The sequence below is a fragment of the Frigoribacterium sp. NPDC087798 genome, from assembly GCF_044742985.1.
Taxonomy (GTDB): Bacteria; Actinomycetota; Actinomycetes; order Actinomycetales; family Microbacteriaceae; genus Frigoribacterium.
Window position 1 is genome coordinate 133577 of record NZ_JBIUVP010000003.1, and the last position, 19927, is coordinate 153503.

At 66.3% G+C, this 19927-nt stretch carries 18 protein-coding genes and 2 tRNA genes; 9 read left to right on the forward strand and 11 right to left on the reverse strand.

The features are described 5' to 3' along the window. Window positions 1-22: 22 nt before the first annotated feature. A complete protein-coding gene (locus ACIOSR_RS10490) occupies window positions 23-559 on the forward strand; it encodes a hypothetical protein (protein WP_123571109.1) in 537 nt (178 codons plus the stop codon). A 264-nt stretch (window positions 560-823) separates the two neighbouring features. Here the strand turns inward: ACIOSR_RS10490 and ACIOSR_RS10495 are convergent. The 10 genes from ACIOSR_RS10495 to dnaA form a co-directional block, all read right to left on the reverse strand. Further along, window positions 824-896, reverse strand: a tRNA-Ala gene (locus ACIOSR_RS10495). 83 nt (window positions 897-979) lie between these two features. Beyond that, a tRNA-Ile gene (locus tag ACIOSR_RS10500) sits at window positions 980-1053 on the reverse strand. Window positions 1054-1126: 73 nt separating this feature from the next. Beyond that, complete coding sequence (locus ACIOSR_RS10505; RefSeq protein ID WP_043595295.1) at window positions 1127-1534, reverse strand: DUF3566 domain-containing protein; 408 nt, start codon at window positions 1532-1534, stop codon at window positions 1127-1129. Continuing rightward, on the reverse strand, window positions 1527-4214 hold the full coding sequence (gene gyrA, locus ACIOSR_RS10510) for a DNA gyrase subunit A (RefSeq protein ID WP_056044217.1): 2688 nt from the start codon (window positions 4212-4214) through the stop codon (window positions 1527-1529). The genes ACIOSR_RS10505 and gyrA overlap by 8 nt, the downstream gene beginning before the upstream one ends. Window positions 4215-4291: 77 nt before the next feature. After that, the gene (gene gyrB, locus ACIOSR_RS10515) at window positions 4292-6265 is read right to left on the reverse strand and encodes a DNA topoisomerase (ATP-hydrolyzing) subunit B (protein WP_402752573.1); all 1974 of its coding nucleotides are present in this window, start codon (window positions 6263-6265) and stop codon (window positions 4292-4294) included. Between the two features lie 166 nt (window positions 6266-6431). Further along, entirely contained in the window at window positions 6432-6986 is a 555-nt protein-coding gene (locus ACIOSR_RS10520) for a DciA family protein (protein ID WP_173154046.1), read from the reverse strand. Next, window positions 6983-8242: a DNA replication/repair protein RecF gene (gene recF, locus ACIOSR_RS10525; RefSeq protein ID WP_402752574.1), complete on the reverse strand. Its 1260-nt coding sequence runs from the start codon at window positions 8240-8242 to the stop codon at window positions 6983-6985. The genes ACIOSR_RS10520 and recF overlap by 4 nt, the downstream gene beginning before the upstream one ends. Before the next feature lie 17 nt (window positions 8243-8259). Then, window positions 8260-9147 carry a phosphogluconate dehydrogenase (NAD(+)-dependent, decarboxylating) gene (gnd, locus tag ACIOSR_RS10530; protein ID WP_056044222.1) on the reverse strand — a complete coding sequence of 296 codons (888 nt, stop codon included), beginning with the start codon at window positions 9145-9147 and terminating at the stop codon, window positions 8260-8262. 60 nt (window positions 9148-9207) lie between these two features. Continuing rightward, window positions 9208-10356, reverse strand: a complete 1149-nt coding sequence (gene dnaN / locus ACIOSR_RS10535; RefSeq protein WP_056044224.1) for a DNA polymerase III subunit beta — start codon at window positions 10354-10356, stop codon at window positions 9208-9210. Between the two features lie 497 nt (window positions 10357-10853). Further along, entirely contained in the window at window positions 10854-12269 is a 1416-nt protein-coding gene (gene dnaA / locus ACIOSR_RS10540; protein ID WP_056044226.1) for a chromosomal replication initiator protein DnaA, read from the reverse strand. 388 nt (window positions 12270-12657) lie between these two features. Between dnaA and rpmH the strand changes: the two genes are divergently transcribed. From rpmH to ACIOSR_RS10580, 8 genes are all read left to right on the forward strand, one after another. Continuing rightward, window positions 12658-12795, forward strand: a complete 138-nt coding sequence (gene rpmH, locus ACIOSR_RS10545; RefSeq protein WP_043595303.1) for a 50S ribosomal protein L34 — start codon at window positions 12658-12660, stop codon at window positions 12793-12795. 8 nt (window positions 12796-12803) lie between these two features. Then, the gene (gene rnpA, locus ACIOSR_RS10550) at window positions 12804-13139 is read left to right on the forward strand and encodes a ribonuclease P protein component (RefSeq protein ID WP_056044228.1); all 336 of its coding nucleotides are present in this window, start codon (window positions 12804-12806) and stop codon (window positions 13137-13139) included. After that, on the forward strand, window positions 13136-13498 hold the full coding sequence (gene yidD, locus ACIOSR_RS10555) for a membrane protein insertion efficiency factor YidD (RefSeq protein WP_082460104.1): 363 nt from the start codon (window positions 13136-13138) through the stop codon (window positions 13496-13498). The genes rnpA and yidD overlap by 4 nt, the downstream gene beginning before the upstream one ends. Before the next feature lie 10 nt (window positions 13499-13508). Continuing rightward, the gene (gene yidC, locus ACIOSR_RS10560; protein ID WP_056044230.1) at window positions 13509-14465 is read left to right on the forward strand and encodes a membrane protein insertase YidC; all 957 of its coding nucleotides are present in this window, start codon (window positions 13509-13511) and stop codon (window positions 14463-14465) included. Continuing rightward, complete coding sequence (locus ACIOSR_RS10565) at window positions 14462-15025, forward strand: protein jag (protein WP_402752575.1); 564 nt, start codon at window positions 14462-14464, stop codon at window positions 15023-15025. The genes yidC and ACIOSR_RS10565 overlap by 4 nt, the downstream gene beginning before the upstream one ends. A gap of 10 nt (window positions 15026-15035) precedes the next feature. Continuing rightward, window positions 15036-15671 carry a 16S rRNA (guanine(527)-N(7))-methyltransferase RsmG gene (gene rsmG, locus ACIOSR_RS10570; protein ID WP_056044233.1) on the forward strand — a complete coding sequence of 212 codons (636 nt, stop codon included), beginning with the start codon at window positions 15036-15038 and terminating at the stop codon, window positions 15669-15671. Between the two features lie 222 nt (window positions 15672-15893). Beyond that, window positions 15894-16817 carry a ParA family protein gene (locus ACIOSR_RS10575; RefSeq protein WP_402752576.1) on the forward strand — a complete coding sequence of 308 codons (924 nt, stop codon included), beginning with the start codon at window positions 15894-15896 and terminating at the stop codon, window positions 16815-16817. Beyond that, window positions 16817-17764 carry a ParB/RepB/Spo0J family partition protein gene (locus ACIOSR_RS10580; RefSeq protein ID WP_159828383.1) on the forward strand — a complete coding sequence of 316 codons (948 nt, stop codon included), beginning with the start codon at window positions 16817-16819 and terminating at the stop codon, window positions 17762-17764. Before ACIOSR_RS10575 ends, ACIOSR_RS10580 begins: the two co-directional genes overlap by 1 nt. Before the next feature lie 1136 nt (window positions 17765-18900). On the opposite strand, the gene ACIOSR_RS10585 is transcribed toward ACIOSR_RS10580, so the two are convergent. Next, on the reverse strand, window positions 18901-19863 hold the full coding sequence (locus tag ACIOSR_RS10585) for a D-alanine--D-alanine ligase (RefSeq protein WP_123571101.1): 963 nt from the start codon (window positions 19861-19863) through the stop codon (window positions 18901-18903). Window positions 19864-19927 lie beyond the last annotated feature (64 nt).

Here is a 19927-nt window from a genome sequence, read left to right on the forward strand (position 1 = left end):
CCTACTCGTTGGAGGAACGTTCATGGCCCTGTCACGCAAGCAGAAGAAAGAACTCAAGAAGTTCAAGAAGCACGCTGTGGCGGTGTGGGGTGAGCAGCGCGGCGTGATCGACCACGCCGGCAAGGTCATCGGCGGCTACCGCGACGACGCCGTCAAGATCGCGAACAAGAAGGTCGTCCCCCAGATCAAGCACGCGGTGGACTCGAACGTCCGCCCCGTGGTCTCGCAGGGCCTCTCGACCGGGTCGCACTACGCGTCGGTCGCTCAGGACCGCCTGAAGCACGACGTCTACCCGGCGTTCTCGTCGGCTCTCGGCAACCTCGACCTCGCGAACGACCCGAAGGTCGCGAAGGCCGTGAAGAACGCCAAGAAGCAGGGCAAGAAGGCCGCGGCGAAGTACGTGCCGCGCCAGCAGAAGTCGGGCCCCGGCGTCGGCGGCGTCCTGCTGATCGGCGTGGGCGTCATCGCTCTCGGTGCCCTCGTGTTCGCGGCCGTGCAGACGCTCCGTGCCGACGACGAGCTCTGGGTCGCCGACGACGACGCCGACACCAAGGCGTAGTCCCCTACACCCCCCACGAAGGGCCCGCCTCCCCGGAGGCGGGCCCTTCGTCGTCCCTGCCCCCGACGACTGCAGCATTCGACGCTGATCCGGCCCTAGCACCAGCACCAGCACCAGCACCAGCACCAGCACAGACACTGCCTTGGGCCCAACGTTGCACGCACGTCGGCGAAGCCGACACGGGCCCGGAGGGCCCCCAGACCAGCACAAGAGAATTGCCCCTGTCCGCTGACGGAGTCAGCGGACAGGGGCAAGGCAATCCAGTGGAGCCTGGGAGAATCGAACTCCCGACATCCTGCTTGCAAAGCAGGCGCTCTACCAACTGAGCTAAGGCCCCGACCCCCCGGTCACCGGGGGAACGAGCACGATCTCACCACCCTGCGCGTCAGGAGACGCCCGTGATGTGAGACCGGTACTGCGTGGGGCTAATAGGACTTGAACCTATGACCTCTTCGTTATCAGCGAAGCGCTCTAACCGCCTGAGCTATAGCCCCCGGACCGTCGTAAAGCCTACAGCACCACGACGGCGAACTCGAATCGGCGGGTTCAACCGACTCGAATGGTGGATCAGTTGTTGGTGAATCCGACGAGGAGACCGCCGGTGATGCGCACGCTCAGGTTGTAGAGGACGGCGACGATGGCCCCGAGGACCGTGCCGACGACCACGTTGAGGATGGCCACCACGATCGAGAAGAGCATGATCTGGCCGACGTTGAAGGTGTCCTGGATCGAGAAGCTCGAGTCGCCGAGGATGTCCCGCAGCAGGGCGTCGAGGTCGTCGAAGATGCCGGTCTGGTTCAGGATCGCCCAGATGAGGAAGGTGGCGACGACCGTGATGATGCCGATCGCGACCGAGATCAGGAAGGCAAGCTTCACGACCGACCAGAAGTCGATGTAGACCAGCTTGAGGCGGACCTGCTTGGTGCCGGACGGTCGTTTCGCCTTCTTCTGCAGTCTCTCGGCGACACTACTCATTGTTCGTTTCCTCTCCGGCGGTTCCGGGGGCCTCGTCGTCGGTCGACTCGGCATCGACCGACGTGACGTCGGTCGTGGGGATCTCGGTGTCGGCGTCGACGGACTCGACGGACTCGACAGACACTACGGCCTCGGCCACGGCGTCCGCACTCTCGTCGACCTCGGCCGCGAGATTGCGCTCACTGTTGCGGGCCACGGCGATGATGCGATCGTCGCTCGCGAAGCGGGCGAAGACGACGCCCATCGTGTCACGGCCCTTGGCCGGCACCTCGGAGACGGCGGAGCGGACCACCTTGCCGCCGGACAGCACCACGAGCACCTCGTCGTCCTCGCCGACGATCAGGGCACCGGCGAGGTCTCCCCGCGCCTCCGCGAGCTTCGCCACCTTGATGCCGAGACCGCCACGGTTCTGGACGCGGTACTGGTCGGCGGCCGTGCGCTTGGCGTAGCCGCCCTCGGTGACGACGAAGACGTAGCCCTCTTCACCGACGACGGAGGCGCTGAGCAGCGTGTCGTCGTCACGGAAGGTCATGCCCTTCACGCCCGAGGTCGACCTACCCATGGGGCGCAGCGACTCGTTGGTGGCCGTGAAGCGCAGCGACATGCCGTGACGCGAGACGAGCAACAGGTCGTCGTGCTCGTCGACCAGCAGAGCCGAGACGAGTTCGTCGTCGTCGCGCAGGTTGATCGCGATGATGCCGCCGGTGCGGTTCGTGTCGTACTCGGTCAGCGAGGTCTTCTTGATCAGGCCGTCGCGGGTGGCGAGCACGAGGTAGTCCGCGACCTCGTAGTCGCGGATGTCGAGCACCTGCGAGATCTGTTCGTCGGGCTGCATGGCGAGCAGGTTGGCCACGTGCTGGCCCTTGGCGTCGCGGCCGGCCTCCTGCAGCTCGTAGGTCTTGGCGCGGTAGACCCGACCCTTGTTCGTGAGGAACAGCAGCCAGTGGTGGGTGGTCGTCACGAAGAAGTGGTCCACGACGTCGTCGGCTCGCAACTGTGCTCCGCGGACGCCCTTGCCGCCCCGGTGCTGGCTGCGGTAGTTGTCGCTGCGGGTGCGCTTGACGTAGCCACCCCGGGTGATGGTGACGACCATCTCTTCTTCGGGGATGAGGTCTTCGACGCTCATGTCGCCGTCGAAGCCGAACATGATCTCGGTGCGACGGTCGTCGCCGTACTTGTCGGTGATCTCGGCGAGCTCGTCGCTGACGATGGTGCGCTGACGCTCCGGCTTGGCCAGGATGTCCTGGTAGTCGGCGATCTCGCGCTCGAGCTTGTCGGCGTCGTCCTGGATCTTCTGACGCTCGAGGGCGGCCAGGCGACGCAGCTGCAGGTTGAGGATGGCCGAGGCCTGGACCTCGTCGACGTCGAGGAGGTCCATGAGACCCGCGCGCGCCTCCTCGACGGTCGGCGACCGGCGGATGAGCGCGATGACCTCGTCGAGGGCGTCGAGCGCCTTGAGGTAGCCGCGCAGGATGTGCGCGTCGGCTTCGGCCTTCTTCAGACGGAAACGCGTGCGGCGCTGGATGACGTCGATCTGGTGGTCGACCCACGCAGAGATGAAGCCGTCGAGCGCGAGCGTGCGGGGAACGCCGTCGACGATCGCGAGCATGTTCGCGCCGAAGTTCTCTTGCAGGCTCGTGTGCTTGTAGAGGTTGTTCAGCACGACCTTGGCGACGGCGTCGCGCTTCAGCACGATGACCAGGCGCTGTCCCGTGCGACCGGAGGTCTCGTCGCGGATGTCGGCGATCCCGCCGATGCGGCCGTCCTTGACCAGCTCGGCGATCTTGATCGCGAGGTTGTCGGGGTTGACCTGGTAGGGCAGCTCGGTGACGACGAGGCAGGTACGACCCTGGATCTCCTCGACGTTGACGACGGCACGCATCGTGATCGAACCGCGGCCCGTGCGGTAGGCGTCCTGGATGCCCCGGACCCCGAGGATCTGTGCCCCCGTCGGGAAGTCGGGGCCCTTGACGCGCTGCATGAGCGCCTCGAGCAGCTCTTCACGCGTCGCGGTGGGGTTCTCGAGGTACCACTGTGCGCCCGAGGCGACCTCACGGAGGTTGTGCGGCGGGATGTTGGTCGCCATGCCGACGGCGATGCCGACCGAGCCGTTGACCAGCAGGTTGGGGAACCGGCTGGGCAGGATGGCCGGCTCGCGCGTGCGACCGTCGTAGTTGTCCTGGAAGTCGACGGTGTCCTCGTCGATGTCGCGCACCATCTCGAGCGCGAGCGGGGCCATCTTGGTCTCGGTGTACCGCGGGGCGGCGGCGCCGTCGTTGCCGGGCGAGCCGAAGTTGCCCTGGCCGAGCGCCAGCGGGTAGCGCAGGCTCCACGGCTGGACGAGACGCACCAGCGCGTCGTAGATCGCCGTGTCACCGTGCGGGTGGAACTGGCCCATGACGTCGCCGACCACGCGCGAGCACTTCGAGAACGCGCGATCGGGGCGGTAGCCACCGTCGTACATCGCGTAGATGACGCGGCGGTGCACGGGCTTGAGGCCGTCACGCACCTCGGGCAGGGCCCGGCCGACGATGACGCTCATCGCGTAGTCGAGGTACGAACGCTGCATCTCGAGCTGGAGGTCGACCTGCTCGATGCTGTCGCGCTTCGGTGCCTCGGCGAAGGTCTGGGCACCCTCGGCGTCGGTGCCCTCGGGGGTGTCTGTCGGCTCGTCGGCCATGATTCTCCGTTTGTCGTGGTCTGCCCCGTGGTGCTCGTCGGGGCGCGGGCGTGCTCCGGATCAGCCGGAGGCGCGCATCAGATGTCGAGGAAGCGGACGTCTTTCGCGTTCTGCTGGATGAAGTTGCGGCGCGACTCGACGTTCTCGCCCATCAGGGTGTCGAAGATGGTGTCCGCGGCCACGGCGTCCTCGAGCGTCACCTGCAGCAGCGTGCGGGTGTCGGGGTCCATCGTGGTCTCCCACAGCTCTTTGTAATCCATCTCGCCGAGGCCCTTGTAACGCTGGATCGCGTTCTCCTTCGGGATGCGCTTGCCGGCCGCGCGACCCGACACGAGCACCGCGTCGCGCTCGGCGTCGCTGTACACGTACTCGTGGCTGGCGTTGCTCCACTTGAGCTTGTAGAGCGGCGGCTGCGCCAGGTAGACGTAGCCGAGGTCGATCAGCGGCCGCATGTAGCGGAAGAGCAGGGTGAGCAACAGCGTCGTGATGTGCTGGCCGTCGACGTCGGCGTCGGCCATCAGGACGATCTTGTGGTACCTCGCCTTGTCGGGATCGAAGTCTTCTCCGATGTCGGCGCCGAAGGCCTTGATCATGGCCTGCACCTCGTTGTTGCCGAGGGCACGGTCGAGACGGGCCTTCTCGACGTTGAGGATCTTGCCCCGCAGGGGGAGGATCGCCTGGGTCTCGGGGTTGCGCCCCTGGACGGCCGAGCCACCGGCCGAGTCGCCCTCGACGATGAAGATCTCGCTGCGCGAGGGGTCCTTGCTCTGGCAGTCCTTGAGCTTGCCGGGCATGCCGTTCGACTCGAGCACGCCCTTGCGGCGGGTCTGCTCACGGGCCTTGCGCGCGGCCAGACGGGCCTGCGACGCGAGGATGCCCTTGCGGACGATCTCGGCGGCCTGCTTGGGGTTGCGGTCGAACCAGTCGTTCAGCTGCGACCCGGCCACCTTCTGCACGAACGACTTGGCCTCGGTGTTGCCGAGCTTGGTCTTCGTCTGGCCCTCGAACTGCGGCTCGCCGAGCTTGATCGAGATGACGGCCGTCAGGCCCTCGCGGACGTCGTCGCCCGAGAGGTTGTCGTCCTTCTCCTTGAGGAAGTTCTTCTCGCGCGCGTAACGGTTGATCAGCGTGGTCAGCGCTGCACGGAACCCCTCTTCGTGCGTGCCGCCCTCGTGGGTGTTGATCGTGTTCGCGTAGGTGTGGACGCTCTCTTGGTACGAGGTGTTCCACTGCATCGCGACCTCGAGCGAGATCTTCTTCTCGGTGTCTTCCTGCTCGAAGGCGATGATGTCGTCGTGGACGGTCTCGACCTTCTTGGTCGTGTTCAGGTACTCGACGTAGTCGACGAGGCCCTTCTCGTAGTGGAAGACGTCGTGGCGGGGCTCGGCGTCGTCCGCTTGCACGCGCTCGTCGCTGAGCTCGATGCGCAGGCCCTTGTTGAGGAACGCCATCTGCTGGAACCGGGTGCGCAGCGTCTCGTAGTCGAACTCGACGGTCTCGAAGATCTCGGAGTTGGGCCAGAACGTGATCGTCGTGCCGGTCGTGTCGTCCTCTTCGCCCTTGGCCAGCGGCGCGACGGGCACGCCGTCGGTGAAGCTCTGGCGGTAGACGTTGCCCTGTCGGCGGACCTCGACGTCGAGTTCGCTGGACAGGGCGTTGACGACCGAGCTGCCGACGCCGTGCAGGCCACCCGACACGGCGTAACCGCCGCCGCCGAACTTGCCGCCGGCGTGCAGCACGGTAAGGACGACCTCGACGGTCGACCGACCCTCGACGGGGTGGACGTCCACCGGGATGCCGCGACCGTTGTCGACGACGCGGACGCCGCCGTCCTCGCGCATGGTGATCTCGATGTGGTCGCAGTGGCCGGCCAGGGCCTCGTCGACCGAGTTGTCGACGATCTCGTAGACCAGGTGGTGCAGACCACGGGGCCCCGTCGACCCGATGTACATGCCGGGACGCTTGCGCACGGCCTCGAGACCCTCGAGGACCTGGATCGCACTGGCGCCGTAGGTGTCGTCGGGCTGGGCGTCGGTGGGATCAGCTGACATGTGCGTGGGGGCTCCTGCCGGACGGGACGAAGATGTGCCGACCGGTCGCGACCGCTGTCTGGGCGGCCCTCGGACGACCTTCCGAGTCTACCGCAGGCCTGTCCGCCGCGGGACGAAATCCGCCCTCAGACGGATTTTCCCACCGCACTTGGACGATTCACCCTCGTCAACCATAAGTATCGCGAGGGCCCCGCCCTGGAACCGATCTGGGGCCGCGTTTCCAGGTCGGGGCGTTGGGTGCCAGGAAACGCACCGACTGGATGCCCGCGTCCGGGTACCTCTTCACGATGGTCGTCGTGACCTGCGTGCGCATCAGCCGCAGTTGCGTCGCCCACGCCGTCGAGTCGCACTGGACGGTCAACGTGCCGTCGTCGATCGAGACCGGATCCGAGTGCGCGGCCAGCTCCGCCCCCACCATGTCGGGCCACGCGGTCATCAGCTCGGACTGGGCCAACGGGCTGTTCCAGCCGAGTTCGTTGGTGACGGCCGAGAGGACGTCGGCGATGCCCCGGGGCTCGCGTCCCGTGCCGAACGGCTGGCTCGGGGAGCCCAACTTGATCGACTTGCGCTTCCGGGCGTCGCGCGACCGCGAGTTGGGGTCGCCGAACACCCGGCGGAACCGCAGATAGACCCGTTGGGCCTCGCTGTCGGGCTGCGCCTCGGGCTCAGGAGGCGCGGGTGGCGTGGACGCCGGAAGCTGCGGTGCGTCGTCGACGCTCACCGCGCCTCCTCGGCGTCGCCGAGCCCCTCGTCGCCGGGCCCCTCGTCGCCGGCCACCGTGGTGACGACCGCGTCGTCGCCCGGACCGTCGACGGCGGGGGCGTCGTCGAGGATCGTCCCCTTGGCGATCCGGACCGTATGGGCCTTGAGTCGTGAGGGGACGTCGCCCTCGACCGCCGCCGTGATGAGGACCTGCTCGTAGTCGGCGACGGCGTCGGCCAGACGTTCGCGACGGGATCCGTCGAGTTCGGCGAAGACGTCGTCGAGCACGATCACCGGGTCGCCCGTCGGCGAGTCGACCCGGACCACGGCGGCCGAGGCCAGCTTCAGCGCGAGGGCGAACGACCAGGACTCGCCGTGGCTGGCGTAGCCGCGCGCGGGGAGCCCGTTGAGCGAGAGGAAGAGGTCGTCGCGGTGCGGCCCGACGAGCGTCAGCCCCCGCTCGAGCTCGGTCGGTCGGACACGGGCCAGCGCCTGACGGAAGACGTCGGGCACCTGGTCGGCGGGGATGGACTCGGTCGGCCCCTCGGCCGCGGTCGTCTCGTCGTCGGGTGTCGCGCCCCGGATGCTCAGCACCGTCGAGAGGTGTGCGGCGTGGTCCGCTCCCGCCACCGCGGCGTAGGCACGGGCCACCTCAGGGGCCAGGTCGGCCGCGAGCCGGTCACGCGCGACGACGAGTTCGCTGCCGAGGGCCACGAGACGTTCGTCCCAGATGTCGAGCGTGCCGAGCTGGCCGGCCTTCACCCCGGAGGCGCGGGCCGACTTCAGGAGCGTGTTGCGTTGTCTGAGCACCCGGTCGTAGTCGGTCTGCACGCCGGCGAACCGGGGCGACCGAGCCACCAGGAGTTCGTCGAGGAAACGACGACGACCGGACGGCTCGCCGCGGACGAGCGCGAGGTCCTCGGGAGCGAAGAGGACGCTCGTGAAGTAGCGCGGAAGCTCGCGAGGCTTGATGGCCCCCCGGTTGACCTGCGCCCGGTTCGGCGACGACCGGTTGATCTGCACCTCGGCCAACAGTTCGCGCTCGTCGGCGAGTAGTCGCGCCCGCACGACGGCCGAATCGCGTCCCTGGCGGATGAGAGCCGAATCCGACGACACCCGGTGGGATCCGAGACTCGACAGGTAGCCGAGGGACTCGACCAGGTTGGTCTTCCCCTGGCCGTTGCTGCCGACGAAGAGGTTCGGCCCGCGCGCGAGGCTGACTTCGGCAGACGTGTAGTTGCGGAAGTCCGTCAGGCTGAGATGCAGTACTCGCACGCGGGCCGGTGGAGGCGCTAGGCCTTCTTGACGGCGTGGCCGCCGAACTGGTTGCGCAGTGCGGCGACGGCCTTCATCGTCGGCGAACCCTCGCCCTGACGCGAGACGAAGCGCGCGAAGATCGACGCGCTGATCGTCGGCATCGGCACGGCGTGGTTGATGGCTTCTTCGAGGGTCCAGCGACCCTCGCCGCTGTCCTCGACGTAACCCGAGATCTCGGCGAGCTTGGGGTCGGCCTCGAGGGCGAGGACCATGAGCTCGAGCAGCCAGGAACGCACGACGGTGCCGCGCTGCCAGGCCTTGAAGGTGCCGGTGACGTCCTTGATGAGGTCGCTTCGGGCCTCGAGCAGCTCGTAGCCCTCGCCGTAGGCCTGCATGATCGCGTACTCGATGCCGTTGTGGACCATCTTGGCGTAGTGACCCGCGCCGGTGTCGCCCGCGTGGACGAAGCCCTCTTCGCGAGGACCCTCGGGACGCAGGGCGTCGAAGATCGGCTGCGCCAGGGCGACGTTCTCGGCGGAACCACCGACCATGAGGCCGTAGCCGTTGTCCTTGCCCCAGACGCCGCCCGAGACGCCGGCGTCGACGTACTTGATGCCCTTGCCGCCGAGGAGCTTCTCGTTGGCGAAGTCGCTGGTGAACTTCGAGTTGCCGCCGTCGATGACCAGGTCGCCTTCGGAGAGTTCGTTCGAGAGCTCTTCGATGACGCCGGCGGTGATGTCGCCCGCGGGAACCATGACCCAGACGATGCGGGGGGCGGGGAGCGTGGTGGCGAGCTCGGCGAGGCTGGCGACGTCGGAGACGGCGGGGTTCGCGTCGTAACCGGTCACCTCGATGCCGCTGTCGCGCAGGCGGGCGCGCATGTTGTTGCCCATTTTGCCGAGACCGACGAGGCCGATGTGCATGAGGTTCCTTTGTTCGTGGCGGTGGGGCCCGGAGGCGGCACCGTTGCTGGCAGAGCGCTCTTAGCGCAGGAGGAGGTTGGGCTGCAGCAGGTACTTGTAGCTGTCAGCACCGGCCTGGTCTTTCGAGGACTGACTGGTGATCAGCACGGGACCGGGCTTGTTCGGGTTCTCCGTCTTGGTGAAGGAGATGCGGACGAACTCGGAATGAACTGCTCCGAGACCGTCGAGGAGGAACTGCGGTTTCAACGAGACCACCGTGTCCTCTCCCGTCAACAACGCATCGATCGACTCTGACGCCTGCGCTTGTTCGCTTCCGATGGCCTCGAGGGTGAGGCCGTCGATCGTGAACGTGAACCTGAGGGCCGCCTCGCGCTCGAGGACGAGCGAGACGCGGCGGACCGACTCGACGAGCTCGGCCGTGTTGATCACGGCGTAGTTCTCGACGGTGTCGGGGAAGAGACGCTTCACCGGAGGGAAGTTCCCCTTGATGAGCAACGAGGTGACGGTCTTGTTGTCCGCCTGGAACGCGATGAGCTCGCGCTCGTCGGATCCGGTGATCGAGACCGAGACGGTGCCGGCGTTGCCGAAGGTCTTGCCGACCTCTTGCAGCGTGCGTGCGGGGACGAGAGCCGTCGTCGTGGTCGTGCTCGCCACGGTGCCGGGATCGAATTCGATGCCTCGGACGGCGACGCGGTAACGATCGGTGGCGACGAGCGAGAGGGCGTTCTCGGTGACCTCGAGCTGGACGCCGGTGATGACCGGGGTGACGTCGTCGCGGGATGCCGCCACCGCGACCTGGGAGACGGCGAGGGCGAAGGAGTCGCCGGGCACGACGCCCGAACGGTCGCCGACTGTCGGCAGGGTCGGGTACTCCTCGACCGGCATGCTCAGCAGGGAGAAGTTCGCGGATCCGCAGCTGACCGAGATGCGGTTCTCCTCGGTGGAGAAGGTGACCGGCGCGTTCGGCAGACGGCTGGCGATGTCGGCGAGCAGTCGGCCGGAGACCAGGATCGTGCCCGGTTCGTCGATCTCGGCGGGGATGCTCGTCTGGGCCGAGACCTCGTAGTCGAAGGACGACAGGGTGAGCCCGTCGGCGTCGGCCTCGATCAGGACACCGCTGAGGATCGGCAAGGTGGTGCGCTGGGGCAGCAGCTTGACGGCGAAGGAGACCGCATCGCTGAAGACGTCACGGTTGACCTGGAACTTCACGCGGGGACCCCTATCGACTTCGCTCTCGTGGATGGCCGGTTAATAGTGGCACAGCATCGGGGTCCGCCCTTCCGGGAGGCGAAAGCCGAGGCTCCGGGCCCGGATCGATCCACAAGGTTGTCTCTCCATCAATTTCTTGTAACCAGGATTAACAGTCTTAACCGTTGTGCACAGTGTGGATAACCTGTTTAAAACCCCGGGGCTCGGCGGAACTACACGCGTGTGACTTGTGGACGGCGTGTGGAACCGAATGACAAGAATGCTCGGGGTCTGCCGGTCGCTCCGAGTGGGATCCCACAGGTCCCCCGGATCCGTGAACAAGGTCGACACGGTTATCCACGAGTTTCCACAAGTTATCCACACTGTGTGGAACGTGACTCCCCAGGGCCCCCTCAGACCCGTCGAGCGCCCCCTGGAACGACGAACGGGCACCGACACGTGGTCGGCGCCCGGACGGGACGGTCGTGGAGGACGGGCCGGCCTGGCCCGCCGTCCCGTCACTTGTAACGGGTGTCCTGCTTGATGCGACTGGTGAGTTCGGTCACCTGGTTGTAGATCGACCGGCGTTCCTTCATCAGTTCGCTGATCTTCTTGTTGGCGTACATGACCGTCGTGTGGTCGCGGTTGCCGAACAGCTGTCCGATCTTCGGCAGTGACAGGCTCGTGAGTTCGCGGCACAGGTACATGGCGATCTGGCGGGCCGTGGCGATGGCCTGTGAGCGGGACGATCCGTAGAGGTCGTCGACCGTCAGCTTGAAGTAGTCCGCGGTGTGGTTGATGATGTCGACCGGCGCGATGATGTTGTCCTCGTCGAGCGTGATCAGGTCCTTGAGGACGGTCTGGACGAGGGCCAGGTCGACGGCGGTGCGGTTCAGGCTGGCGAAGGCCGTGACCCTGATGAGGGTGCCCTCGAGCTCACGGATGTTGCTCGACACCTTGGTCGCGATGAACTCGAGGACCTCGTCGCGGATCTGCAGCTTCTCGCTCTGGGCCTTCTTGCGCAGGATGGCGATGCGGGTCTCGAGGTCGGGAGCCTGGACGTCGGTGATCAGGCCCCACTCGAAGCGCGAACGCATGCGGTCCTCGAAGCCGGTGAGGTGCTTCGGCGGCAGGTCGCTGGTGATCACCAGCTGCTTGTCGTGATCGTGCAGGGTGTTGAAGGTGTGGAAGAACGCCTCTTGGGTGCTGTCCTTGCCCTGCAGGAACTGGATGTCGTCGATCAGCAGGATGTCGATCTCTCGGTACCTCTGCTGGAAGAGGCTCGACCGGTTGTTGGCGATCGAGTTGATGAAGTCGTTCGTGAACTCCTCGCTGCTGACGTACCTGACCCGGATCCCCGGGTACATGGTCTCGGCGTAGTGGCCGATGGCGTGCAGCAGGTGGGTCTTGCCCAGCCCCGACTCCCCGTAGACGAAGAGCGGGTTGTATGCCTTGGCCGGAGCCTCGGCGACGGCGACGGCCGCGGCGTGGGCGAATCGGTTCGACGCACCGATGACGAAGTTGTCGAAGCTGTACTTCGGGTTCAGGCGGGAGTCGTTGCGTTTCCCGCTCGCGCTCGTCTCGACGGGCGCCGGCACGAAGGGCGCCTCGATGTAGTGGACCGGCTCCGACTGCTCGACCTGCTGCGTGAGGGTGTCCGGGGTGATGTCGGGGTTGACGGTGATGGCGAAGCTCGAGACGGAGGTGTCGCCCAACCCGGCGATGGACTCGAGCAGGGGCTCACGGATCCGTTGTTCGAGCATGCCGCGGGTCAGGTCGTTGGGCACCTCGAGGTAAAGGGTGCCGCCCAGCACGCCCTTGGGCTCCACGAGGCTGATGAAGCCGTGCAGCTGCGGCGTGATGCGGTCGTCGGTCGTCAGCGTCGCGAGGACGGAACGCCACAGGTCCTGGACCGGGTCGACGGTGTGCGCCACTGGAGTCTCTTTCTCGCGGTTCGGCAGCGGACGGATCCGGCCGCCTCCGCGTGCGGGTCGCGTTCACCCGACGGTGTTCGAAGGGTACGAGTGCGGGACGAGTTATGCACAGCTTTCTCCACCGATCGGTTGGCGCCGTTCGGGCCGGGATCGCTGCGTGTTCCCCGTAGTCACGCGGAAGTACCGCGAGAAGTACCCACCTTAGTTCGACGGGGTGTGGAGTCCGCAATCAGAGTTTTCAACACTGTGGACAAACCTCCTGGGAAGCGGCCGTTTGACCCGGGCTCCGATCACGCGTACTTTTAATCAGTTGATTTCAGCCGCGTTGGCTGTACAAGACTTCTCGGATCGTGGCAACAGGCCTGGTCCGCTTTCCTGGAGGACCACCATGAGCAAGAGAACGTTCCAGCCGAACAACCGTCGTCGGGCCAAGAAGCACGGTTTCCGTGCTCGCATGCGTACGCGTGCCGGCCGCGCGATCCTCGCCGCCCGTCGTGGCAAGGGCCGCACCGAGCTCTCGGCGTAGCCACTTCCGTGTTGGCCCGGGCCAACCGGATCGTCCGCGCAGACGACTACCGAACCACCGTGCGCCGTGGCCGCAAGTCGGGCACGGCGCATTCGGTCGTCTACGTGCGGCGTCGTGACGACGAGCTGGTCCGGTTCGGTTTCATCGTGGCGAAGACCGTGGGCAACGCGGTCGTCCGCAACACGGTCCGGCGCCGGCTCAAGGGGGTGTGCCACGAACTCCTGCCGACGATCCCCGGCGGGCTCGACGTCGTGATCAGAGCCTTGCCAGGCAGCCCCGACGTTGCGTGGTCTACCCTGCTGTCGGACATCTCCGAGGTGGTCGACAGGGGCGTGAGAGCGTGACAAGAGCGGTGCAGTTCGTCGCGTTGCTTCCCCGCAACGCGTGCGTCCTCATCCTCCGCGTCTACCGCGCCGTCGTCTCCCCGCTCTACGGCGACGTCTGTCGCTACTACCCGTCGTGTTCCCGGTACGCCCTCGAGGCCATCCAGCTGCACGGCGTCGTGCGGGGCGTGGCCATGGGCAGCTGGCGCATCGCCCGGTGTCACCCCTGGGCAGCCGGAGGCGTCGACGACGTCCCCGAGCCCCGCACACAGAAGTACCGCGTCACGAAGTCCGGCTTCGTGACACCGCGATCCGGCACCACCGCCCCCGACCTCCTCGGGACGGGCCGCATCGCCGCACAGAGCCACGGAAAGGGCTGACCCGAACACCATGGACTTCATCGGCACCATCCTCTGGCCCCTGAGATGGGTCGTCGAGGCGATCCTCGTCGGCTTCCACAACGTCCTCACGGCGTTCGGCATGGACACCGCGGCCGGCAGCACGTGGGTGCTCTCGATCGTCGGCCTGGTCCTCGTGGTCCGGGCGTGCCTCATCCCGATCTTCGTCCGCCAGATCAAGAGCCAGCGACGCATGATGGAGATCGCGCCCCGGCTCAAGAAGATCCAGGACAAGTACAAGGGCAAGCGCGACCAGTTCAGCCGCGAGGCCATGTCGCGCGAGACCATGGCGCTCTACAAGGACACGGGGACGAACCCGCTCAGCTCGTGCCTGCCCCTGCTGATCCAGATGCCGATCTTCTTCAGCCTCTACACCGTGCTGCACAACGCGCAGCAAGAGAAGGTGGGCATCGGCCTGCTGAACGCGGCGCTCTCGAACTCGTTCGGTGAGTCGGCTCTCTTCGGCGCCCCCCTGAAAGAGACCTTCCTGGGTGCCACCACATGGGAGGTCCGCCTGATGGCCGGAGCGATGGTGGTCATCATGACCGCCTCGCAGTTCATCACGCAGCTGCAGATCGTCTCGAAGAACATGTCGCCCGAGACCAAGGCGAGCCCCATGTTCAAGCAGCAGCGCATGCTCTTGTACTTCCTCCCCCTCGTGTTCGTCTTCTCGGGCCTGTCGTTCCCCCTCGGCGTCATGTTCTACTGGCTCACCTCGAACGTCTGGACCATGGCCCAGCAGTTCCTGGTCATCCGCAACATGCCCACCCCTGGCAGCGAAGCCGCCCTGGCGCGTGAAGAGCGCCTCGCGCGCAAGCAGCAGCGCAAGGGACTCCCGAGCATCACCGTGACCGAGATCGAGTCGGCGCCTGCCGTGCCGAAGACGACCCAGCGGACCCAACCCGTCGGCAAGAACCGCTCCAAGAAACAGAACGGCCCCAAGAAATGACCTCTGACGACTCCACGACCGACATCGTCGAGCCCGCCGCCGAGAACGACGACGCCGTCGTCTCGAACGGCACCGAGGAGGCGCAGGTCGCCTCGGACGACGCCGCCGACGTCCTCGACGAGGGCGACATCGCCGCCGACTACATCGAAGAGCTGCTCGACATCTGCGACTTCGACGGCGACATCGACATCGAGGTCCGCGGTGGTCGTTCGTACATCTCGGTCGACTCGAGCGGTGAGCAGAAGCTGCGCGTCCTGTCGAAGCCCGACACCGTCAACGCCCTCCAAGAGCTGACCCGCATCGCGGTGCAGACCAAGACGGGTGAGTTCTCTCGCCTCATCCTCGACATCGGGGGATCCCGGGCCACTCGCGAGACGGAACTCGGCCGCCTGGTCGACCACGCGGTCTCGAAGCTCGAGGACGGCGCCACCTCGGCGGCCCTGCCCCCCATGTCGTCCTACGAGCGCAAACTCGTGCACGACATCGTCGCGGCGCGGGGATTCACCTCGGAGTCCGAGGGCGAAGGCCGCGACCGTCACACCGTCATCACGCGTCCCTGAGCCGGACGACATGACCGACACGTCGACCCTCGAGGTCGAGCCCGCCGTCGCGGCGACGATCTTCGGCGACCGGCTCGACGTCGTTCGCCGCTATGTGGCCGACCTAGCCCAGCACGGCGAAGAACTCGGCCTGATCGGACCGCTCGAGCTGCCGCGTCTCTGGACCCGCCACGTCGTCAACTGTGGCTTGCTGGCACCTCTGCTGGTCGCGGGTCGCGTCGGGGACATCGGGTCGGGTGCCGGCCTCCCGGGACTCGTGCTCGCTGCTGCTCGTCCGGACGCCACGCTCGTCCTGATCGAGCCGATGGAACGGCGCGTCGACTGGCTGACGGCTGAAGCCGATCGCATGGGGCTCGACAACGTCGAGGTCGTCCGTGCCCGTGCCGAGGACGTGCAGCTGGACGGGTGGCTTGACCAGGCGACCGCTCGAGCCGTGTCGGCCCTCTCCAAGTTGATCCCGCTGACGGCGCCTCTGGTGAAGACCGGGGGGCAGCTGCTGTTGATGAAGGGCGCTCGGGTCGACGACGAGATCGCCGCCGCCCGCAAGGTGATCGCCCGCCACCACCTCATCGACGTCGAGGCTCGTGAACTGGGCGTTGGGCTCGTCGACGAGACGACCCGGGTGTTCATCGCCACCTTGGACTGACTGGTCTAAGTGAGTGACGGTAATGTGGCTTTGACCAGGCCATGTTCGACTACTCGGGGGTTTGCGCTCCGTGTCGACCGAAGTGGTTAGGCAGGCACGCGGACCTCGGGTCCCCGTCTTTGTCGGGGCCTGCCGATAGACTCGGTCTCCGATCCCCGATGATCACCGTGCCGCCTCGCAGCGGCGTGATCACACCTCCGGGTAGGTCGTTTCACGTGAAACATGGCGATACGGAGACCCTCAGTGAGTTCCTTGGCTGACGACGACAGAAGCACTCCCCTGGCTCGAGAGCTTGCCGACCTGAACCGTCGTAAGAAGGCCCTGTCTCGCGAACCGCTCCCGTCGCCCGCCTCGACCCGAGTGATCACCGTCTCGAACCAGAAAGGCGGTGTCGGCAAGACCACGACCACCGTCAATCTCTCCGCCGCCCTTGCGCGGAGTGGGGCCAAGGTTCTGGTCATCGATCTCGATCCCCAGGGCAACGCCTCCACGGCCCTCGGTGTGGAACACCGGGCAGAGACCCCGAGTGTCTACGACGTCGTGGTGAACGACGGCGAGGTAGCGGACGTCGTCCAGAAGAGCCCGGAGTTCGACACGCTTTTCTGCATCCCCGCGACCATCCATCTCGCCGGCGCCGAGATCGAACTCGTCTCACTCGTCGCTCGCGAGCAACGACTGAGCAGGGCGTTGTCCGAGTACCTCAGCAAGACCGAGGACGCCGGCGATCGTTACGACTACGTCTTCATCGATTGCCCTCCGTCGCTCGGGTTGCTCACGATCAACGCGTTCGTCGCAGCCAGTGAAGTACTCATCCCCATCCAGTGCGAGTACTACGCACTCGAGGGGTTGAGCCAGCTGCTGCGCAACATCCAGTTGATCGAGAAGCACCTGAACCCCAAGCTCAAGGTGTCGAGCATCCTGCTGACGATGTACGACGGCCGGACGAACCTTGCTCAGCAGGTCGTCGCCGACGTTCGCGAGCATTTCCCTGATGAGGCACTGAACACTCTCATACCCCGGTCCGTCAGGATCAGTGAGGCCCCCGGTTACGGGCAGACCGTCATCAGCTACGACACCAACTCCCCCGGGTCGATCTCGTACCTCGAGGCGGCCGCCGAACTAGCACGTCGAGGAGCACCCCAGTAATGGCAACCAAGCGAACCGGTCTCGGGCGCGGCATCGGCGCCCTCATCCCCGTCTCCGACGAGAGCCAGGACCGCCCGGTCGACGTCTTCTTCCCGACGGCACAGCAGACGGCCGACGAACTCATCGCCGTGCCGGGCGCTCGTCTCGCCAACCTTAATCCGCTGGACATCACTCCGAACGCGCAGCAGCCTCGGGCCGAGTTCCGCGCTGAAGAGCTCGCTGAGTTGGTGACCTCGATCCGAGAGGTGGGCGTACTGCAGCCCATCGTCGTCCGCCCGATCAAGAACGGCGGCAAGGGAGCAGCACAGTACGAGCTGGTCATGGGCGAGCGGCGCCTGCGAGCGACCAAAGAGCTGGGGCTCGCGACGATCCCCGCCATCGTCAAAGACACCGCCGACGACGCGATGCTGCGGGATGCCCTGCTGGAGAACCTGCATCGCGCCGAGCTCAACCCCCTCGAAGAAGCCTCCGCTTATCAGCAACTTCTTGCCGACTTCGGCATCACCCAGGATGAACTGGCGACCCGCATCGGTCGGAGCCGCCCCCAGATCACGAACACCCTGCGGCTGCTGAGGTTGCCGGCAGCCGTCCAACGGCGAGTCGCCTCCGGCGTCCTCACCGCAGGCCACGCTCGGGCGATCCTGAGCACGGGTGATCCGGTCCTCATGGCTCGTCTCGCGGATCGCATCGTCAATGAAGACCTCAGCGTGCGAGCTGCCGAGGCCATCGCTGCGGGTGGCAGCGCGAAGCCGAAGTCGACGCGCACGGCCACTCCCGGCAAGCACCAGGCTCATCTGGACGAGGTGGCCGAGACCCTCGGTGACCGGTTCGAGACGCGGGTCAAGGTGTCCTTGGGCGCTCGGAAGGGGTCGATCACCATCGATTTCGCGTCCATGCAGGACCTGAATCGCATCCTCGGCCAGTTGGGACACGACCAGGAGTCGTGACTGATTGCCCTCAGCGTTGACCGGCATCGGTTTCACGTGAAACATCGACCGCCCCTGCCTTTGGCGGTAGGGGCGGATCTTGTTGGGTGGACAGGAACGTCATGTGAGGGTGGTGTGGTGGGACGTTTCACGTGAAACGGTGCTACTCGTCTTCCTGCATCACTCCCCCGACGCGGGAATTTGACAGTGGTCTCGCCCAGATGGTGTTGGTGAGCTTCCTTGTGCCGGTAACGGCAGGCAGGTTCCTGCTGGAGTGGCACGGTGCTGATTTCGGCCTTGATCGGGTGTCTTCTTAGCGGCGGCAGAAGCTTGCGGTGTTGGGCAGGTGCAGGTGCAGGTGCAGGTGCAGGTGCAGGCGTTTGACGCGCGCAGGTGCAGGACGGAGGGTGCAGTCGTCGGCGCAAACTGCAGGCGCACGTCCACGGCAGGTGCAGGGCGGACGGTGCAGTCGTCGGCGCAAACTGCAGGCGCACGCGCACGGCAGGTGCAGTGCGATGGCAGGGGTACGCCGGGGTGCAGACGTAGGTGCTTGCATAACTGCCAGGGCGGGGGGCGAAGGGACTGACGCGGGGGCGAAGGTTCTCACGGATGGACAGATGCAAGTGCAGGCACAGGTGTAGATAGAGATGCCGTGCAGACGCAGGCACGGACCCAGCTTGGGATCAGTGCAGGGGATGAGACGCGTTACCGGCGGCAGTTCCACGTTCTGGTCACGTAGCGAAGCAAAGGGGGCTCATGAAGATGGGTCAGGGTGGGCGAAGTGCTACACGACCCCTGAACGGTCCGACATGGAGACCCCGATGCATGGCTGTGTGCCTGGCAGGCGGTACTCGCAGCGGCCGCATTTCGTCGGCAGCGTCGATCCAACCCGGGCATGATGACCACCGAGAGGTTCATCAGACTCGACGTAAGATGATTCGTCGTAGCTTCTAGGGAGACGTCGAGGTCCCGTAAACGTCGATCTCACAGGCTATTTCTGTGTCAAGTCCACGGGTGGACGACAACGAAGGCGCCGAGATCGTCGACGATCCTGGATGCGTCCATTCAGTGCACCTGTATGCCCAGAAGATCGACCATGGGCTTGCAGTACCCCGCCGGCCGCCCGACGTTTCACGTGAAACGTCGACCACGTGTCGTCAGCGGAGATGGTCGGTGACGGCCTTCTCAGCCAGAGCGGCGTAGAACATGCCCAGTTCGTAGCCGGCGGACTCCAGGGCCATCGGGACGAGCGACGTCTCGGTCAGTCCGGGCAGGACGTTGACCTCCAGGAACCACGGGGTCCCTGCGGCATCCACGATCAGGTCCACCCTCGACAAGTGGCGCAGCCCGAGGGCCTCGTGGACGGCCACGGCAGCCCGCGCCGCCGACTCCGATGCGACGGCGTCGAGCCGTGCGGGCGTGAAGAACGTCGTCTCCCCCGCGTTGTAGCGCGCCTCGAAGCCGTAGAATCCCTGGCGAGGAACGATCTCCACGGCAGGCAGGGCAAGGGGCCCGTCACCGGTGTCGATGACCCCGACGGCGATCTCGGTGCCCGTGATCTTCTGTTCGACGATGACGTCGTCGCAGTACGTGTACGCGTCGACCATGGCCCTGGGCAACGCCCCGATGTCGTCGACGACCGTGACGCCCTGGGCCGAGCCACCCCGTGCGGGCTTCACGACGACGGGCACCGGGTGTTCGTCGGCGATGGCCGCCAAGACACCGACGGCTCCGAGCTCGCGGAAGGCGTCGTGGGACAGCGTGATGCCGCGCGGTGTGGAGACACCGGCGCGACGTGCGAGCTCCTTGGCGGTCGGCTTGTCCCAGGCCAGTCGCGCGGCCGCCGCCGTGCTGCCGACGAACGGCACGTCGAGCGCCTCGAGCAGTCCCCGGAGGGCGCCGTCCTCACCACTCGCTCCGTGCAGGGCCGGCCACACGACGTCGGGACGTGACGCGGTGAGGTGTCCGAGCAACGAGGCGTCCGGATCACGGAGTTCGACCTCGATGCCGTGGGTGACGAGGCTGTCGACCACGCGCCTCCCCGATCGGAGGGAGACGTCACGTTCGTGCGAGATGCCGCCGGCGAGGACGGTGACGGTACGCAGTTCGCTCGATGCCATGGTGGAACCTCTTCTTCGTGTCACGACGCAGGACCGTCTCGTGGTCCGGACGGCTACGAGACAA

Excerpts from the sequence above, each read along its gene's own strand:
- ACIOSR_RS10490 (WP_123571109.1), top strand. The coding sequence starts at position 23 with ATGGCCCTGTCACGCAAGCAGAAGAAAGAACTCAAGAAGTTCAAGAAG.
- ACIOSR_RS10505 (WP_043595295.1), bottom strand. The coding sequence starts at position 1,534 with ATGAGTAGTGTCGCCGAGAGACTGCAGAAGAAGGCGAAACGACCGTCC.
- gyrA (WP_056044217.1), bottom strand. The coding sequence starts at position 4,214 with ATGGCCGACGAGCCGACAGACACCCCCGAGGGCACCGACGCCGAGGGT.
- gyrB (WP_402752573.1), bottom strand. The coding sequence starts at position 6,265 with ATGTCAGCTGATCCCACCGACGCCCAGCCCGACGACACCTACGGCGCC.
- gnd (WP_056044222.1), bottom strand. The coding sequence starts at position 9,147 with ATGCACATCGGCCTCGTCGGTCTCGGCAAAATGGGCAACAACATGCGC.
- rpmH (WP_043595303.1), top strand. The coding sequence starts at position 12,658 with ATGAGCAAGAGAACGTTCCAGCCGAACAACCGTCGTCGGGCCAAGAAG.
- yidC (WP_056044230.1), top strand. The coding sequence starts at position 13,509 with ATGGACTTCATCGGCACCATCCTCTGGCCCCTGAGATGGGTCGTCGAG.
- ACIOSR_RS10565 (WP_402752575.1), top strand. The coding sequence starts at position 14,462 with ATGACCTCTGACGACTCCACGACCGACATCGTCGAGCCCGCCGCCGAG.
- rsmG (WP_056044233.1), top strand. The coding sequence starts at position 15,036 with ATGACCGACACGTCGACCCTCGAGGTCGAGCCCGCCGTCGCGGCGACG.
- ACIOSR_RS10575 (WP_402752576.1), top strand. The coding sequence starts at position 15,894 with ATGGCGATACGGAGACCCTCAGTGAGTTCCTTGGCTGACGACGACAGA.
- ACIOSR_RS10580 (WP_159828383.1), top strand. The coding sequence starts at position 16,817 with ATGGCAACCAAGCGAACCGGTCTCGGGCGCGGCATCGGCGCCCTCATC.
- ACIOSR_RS10585 (WP_123571101.1), bottom strand. The coding sequence starts at position 19,863 with ATGGCATCGAGCGAACTGCGTACCGTCACCGTCCTCGCCGGCGGCATC.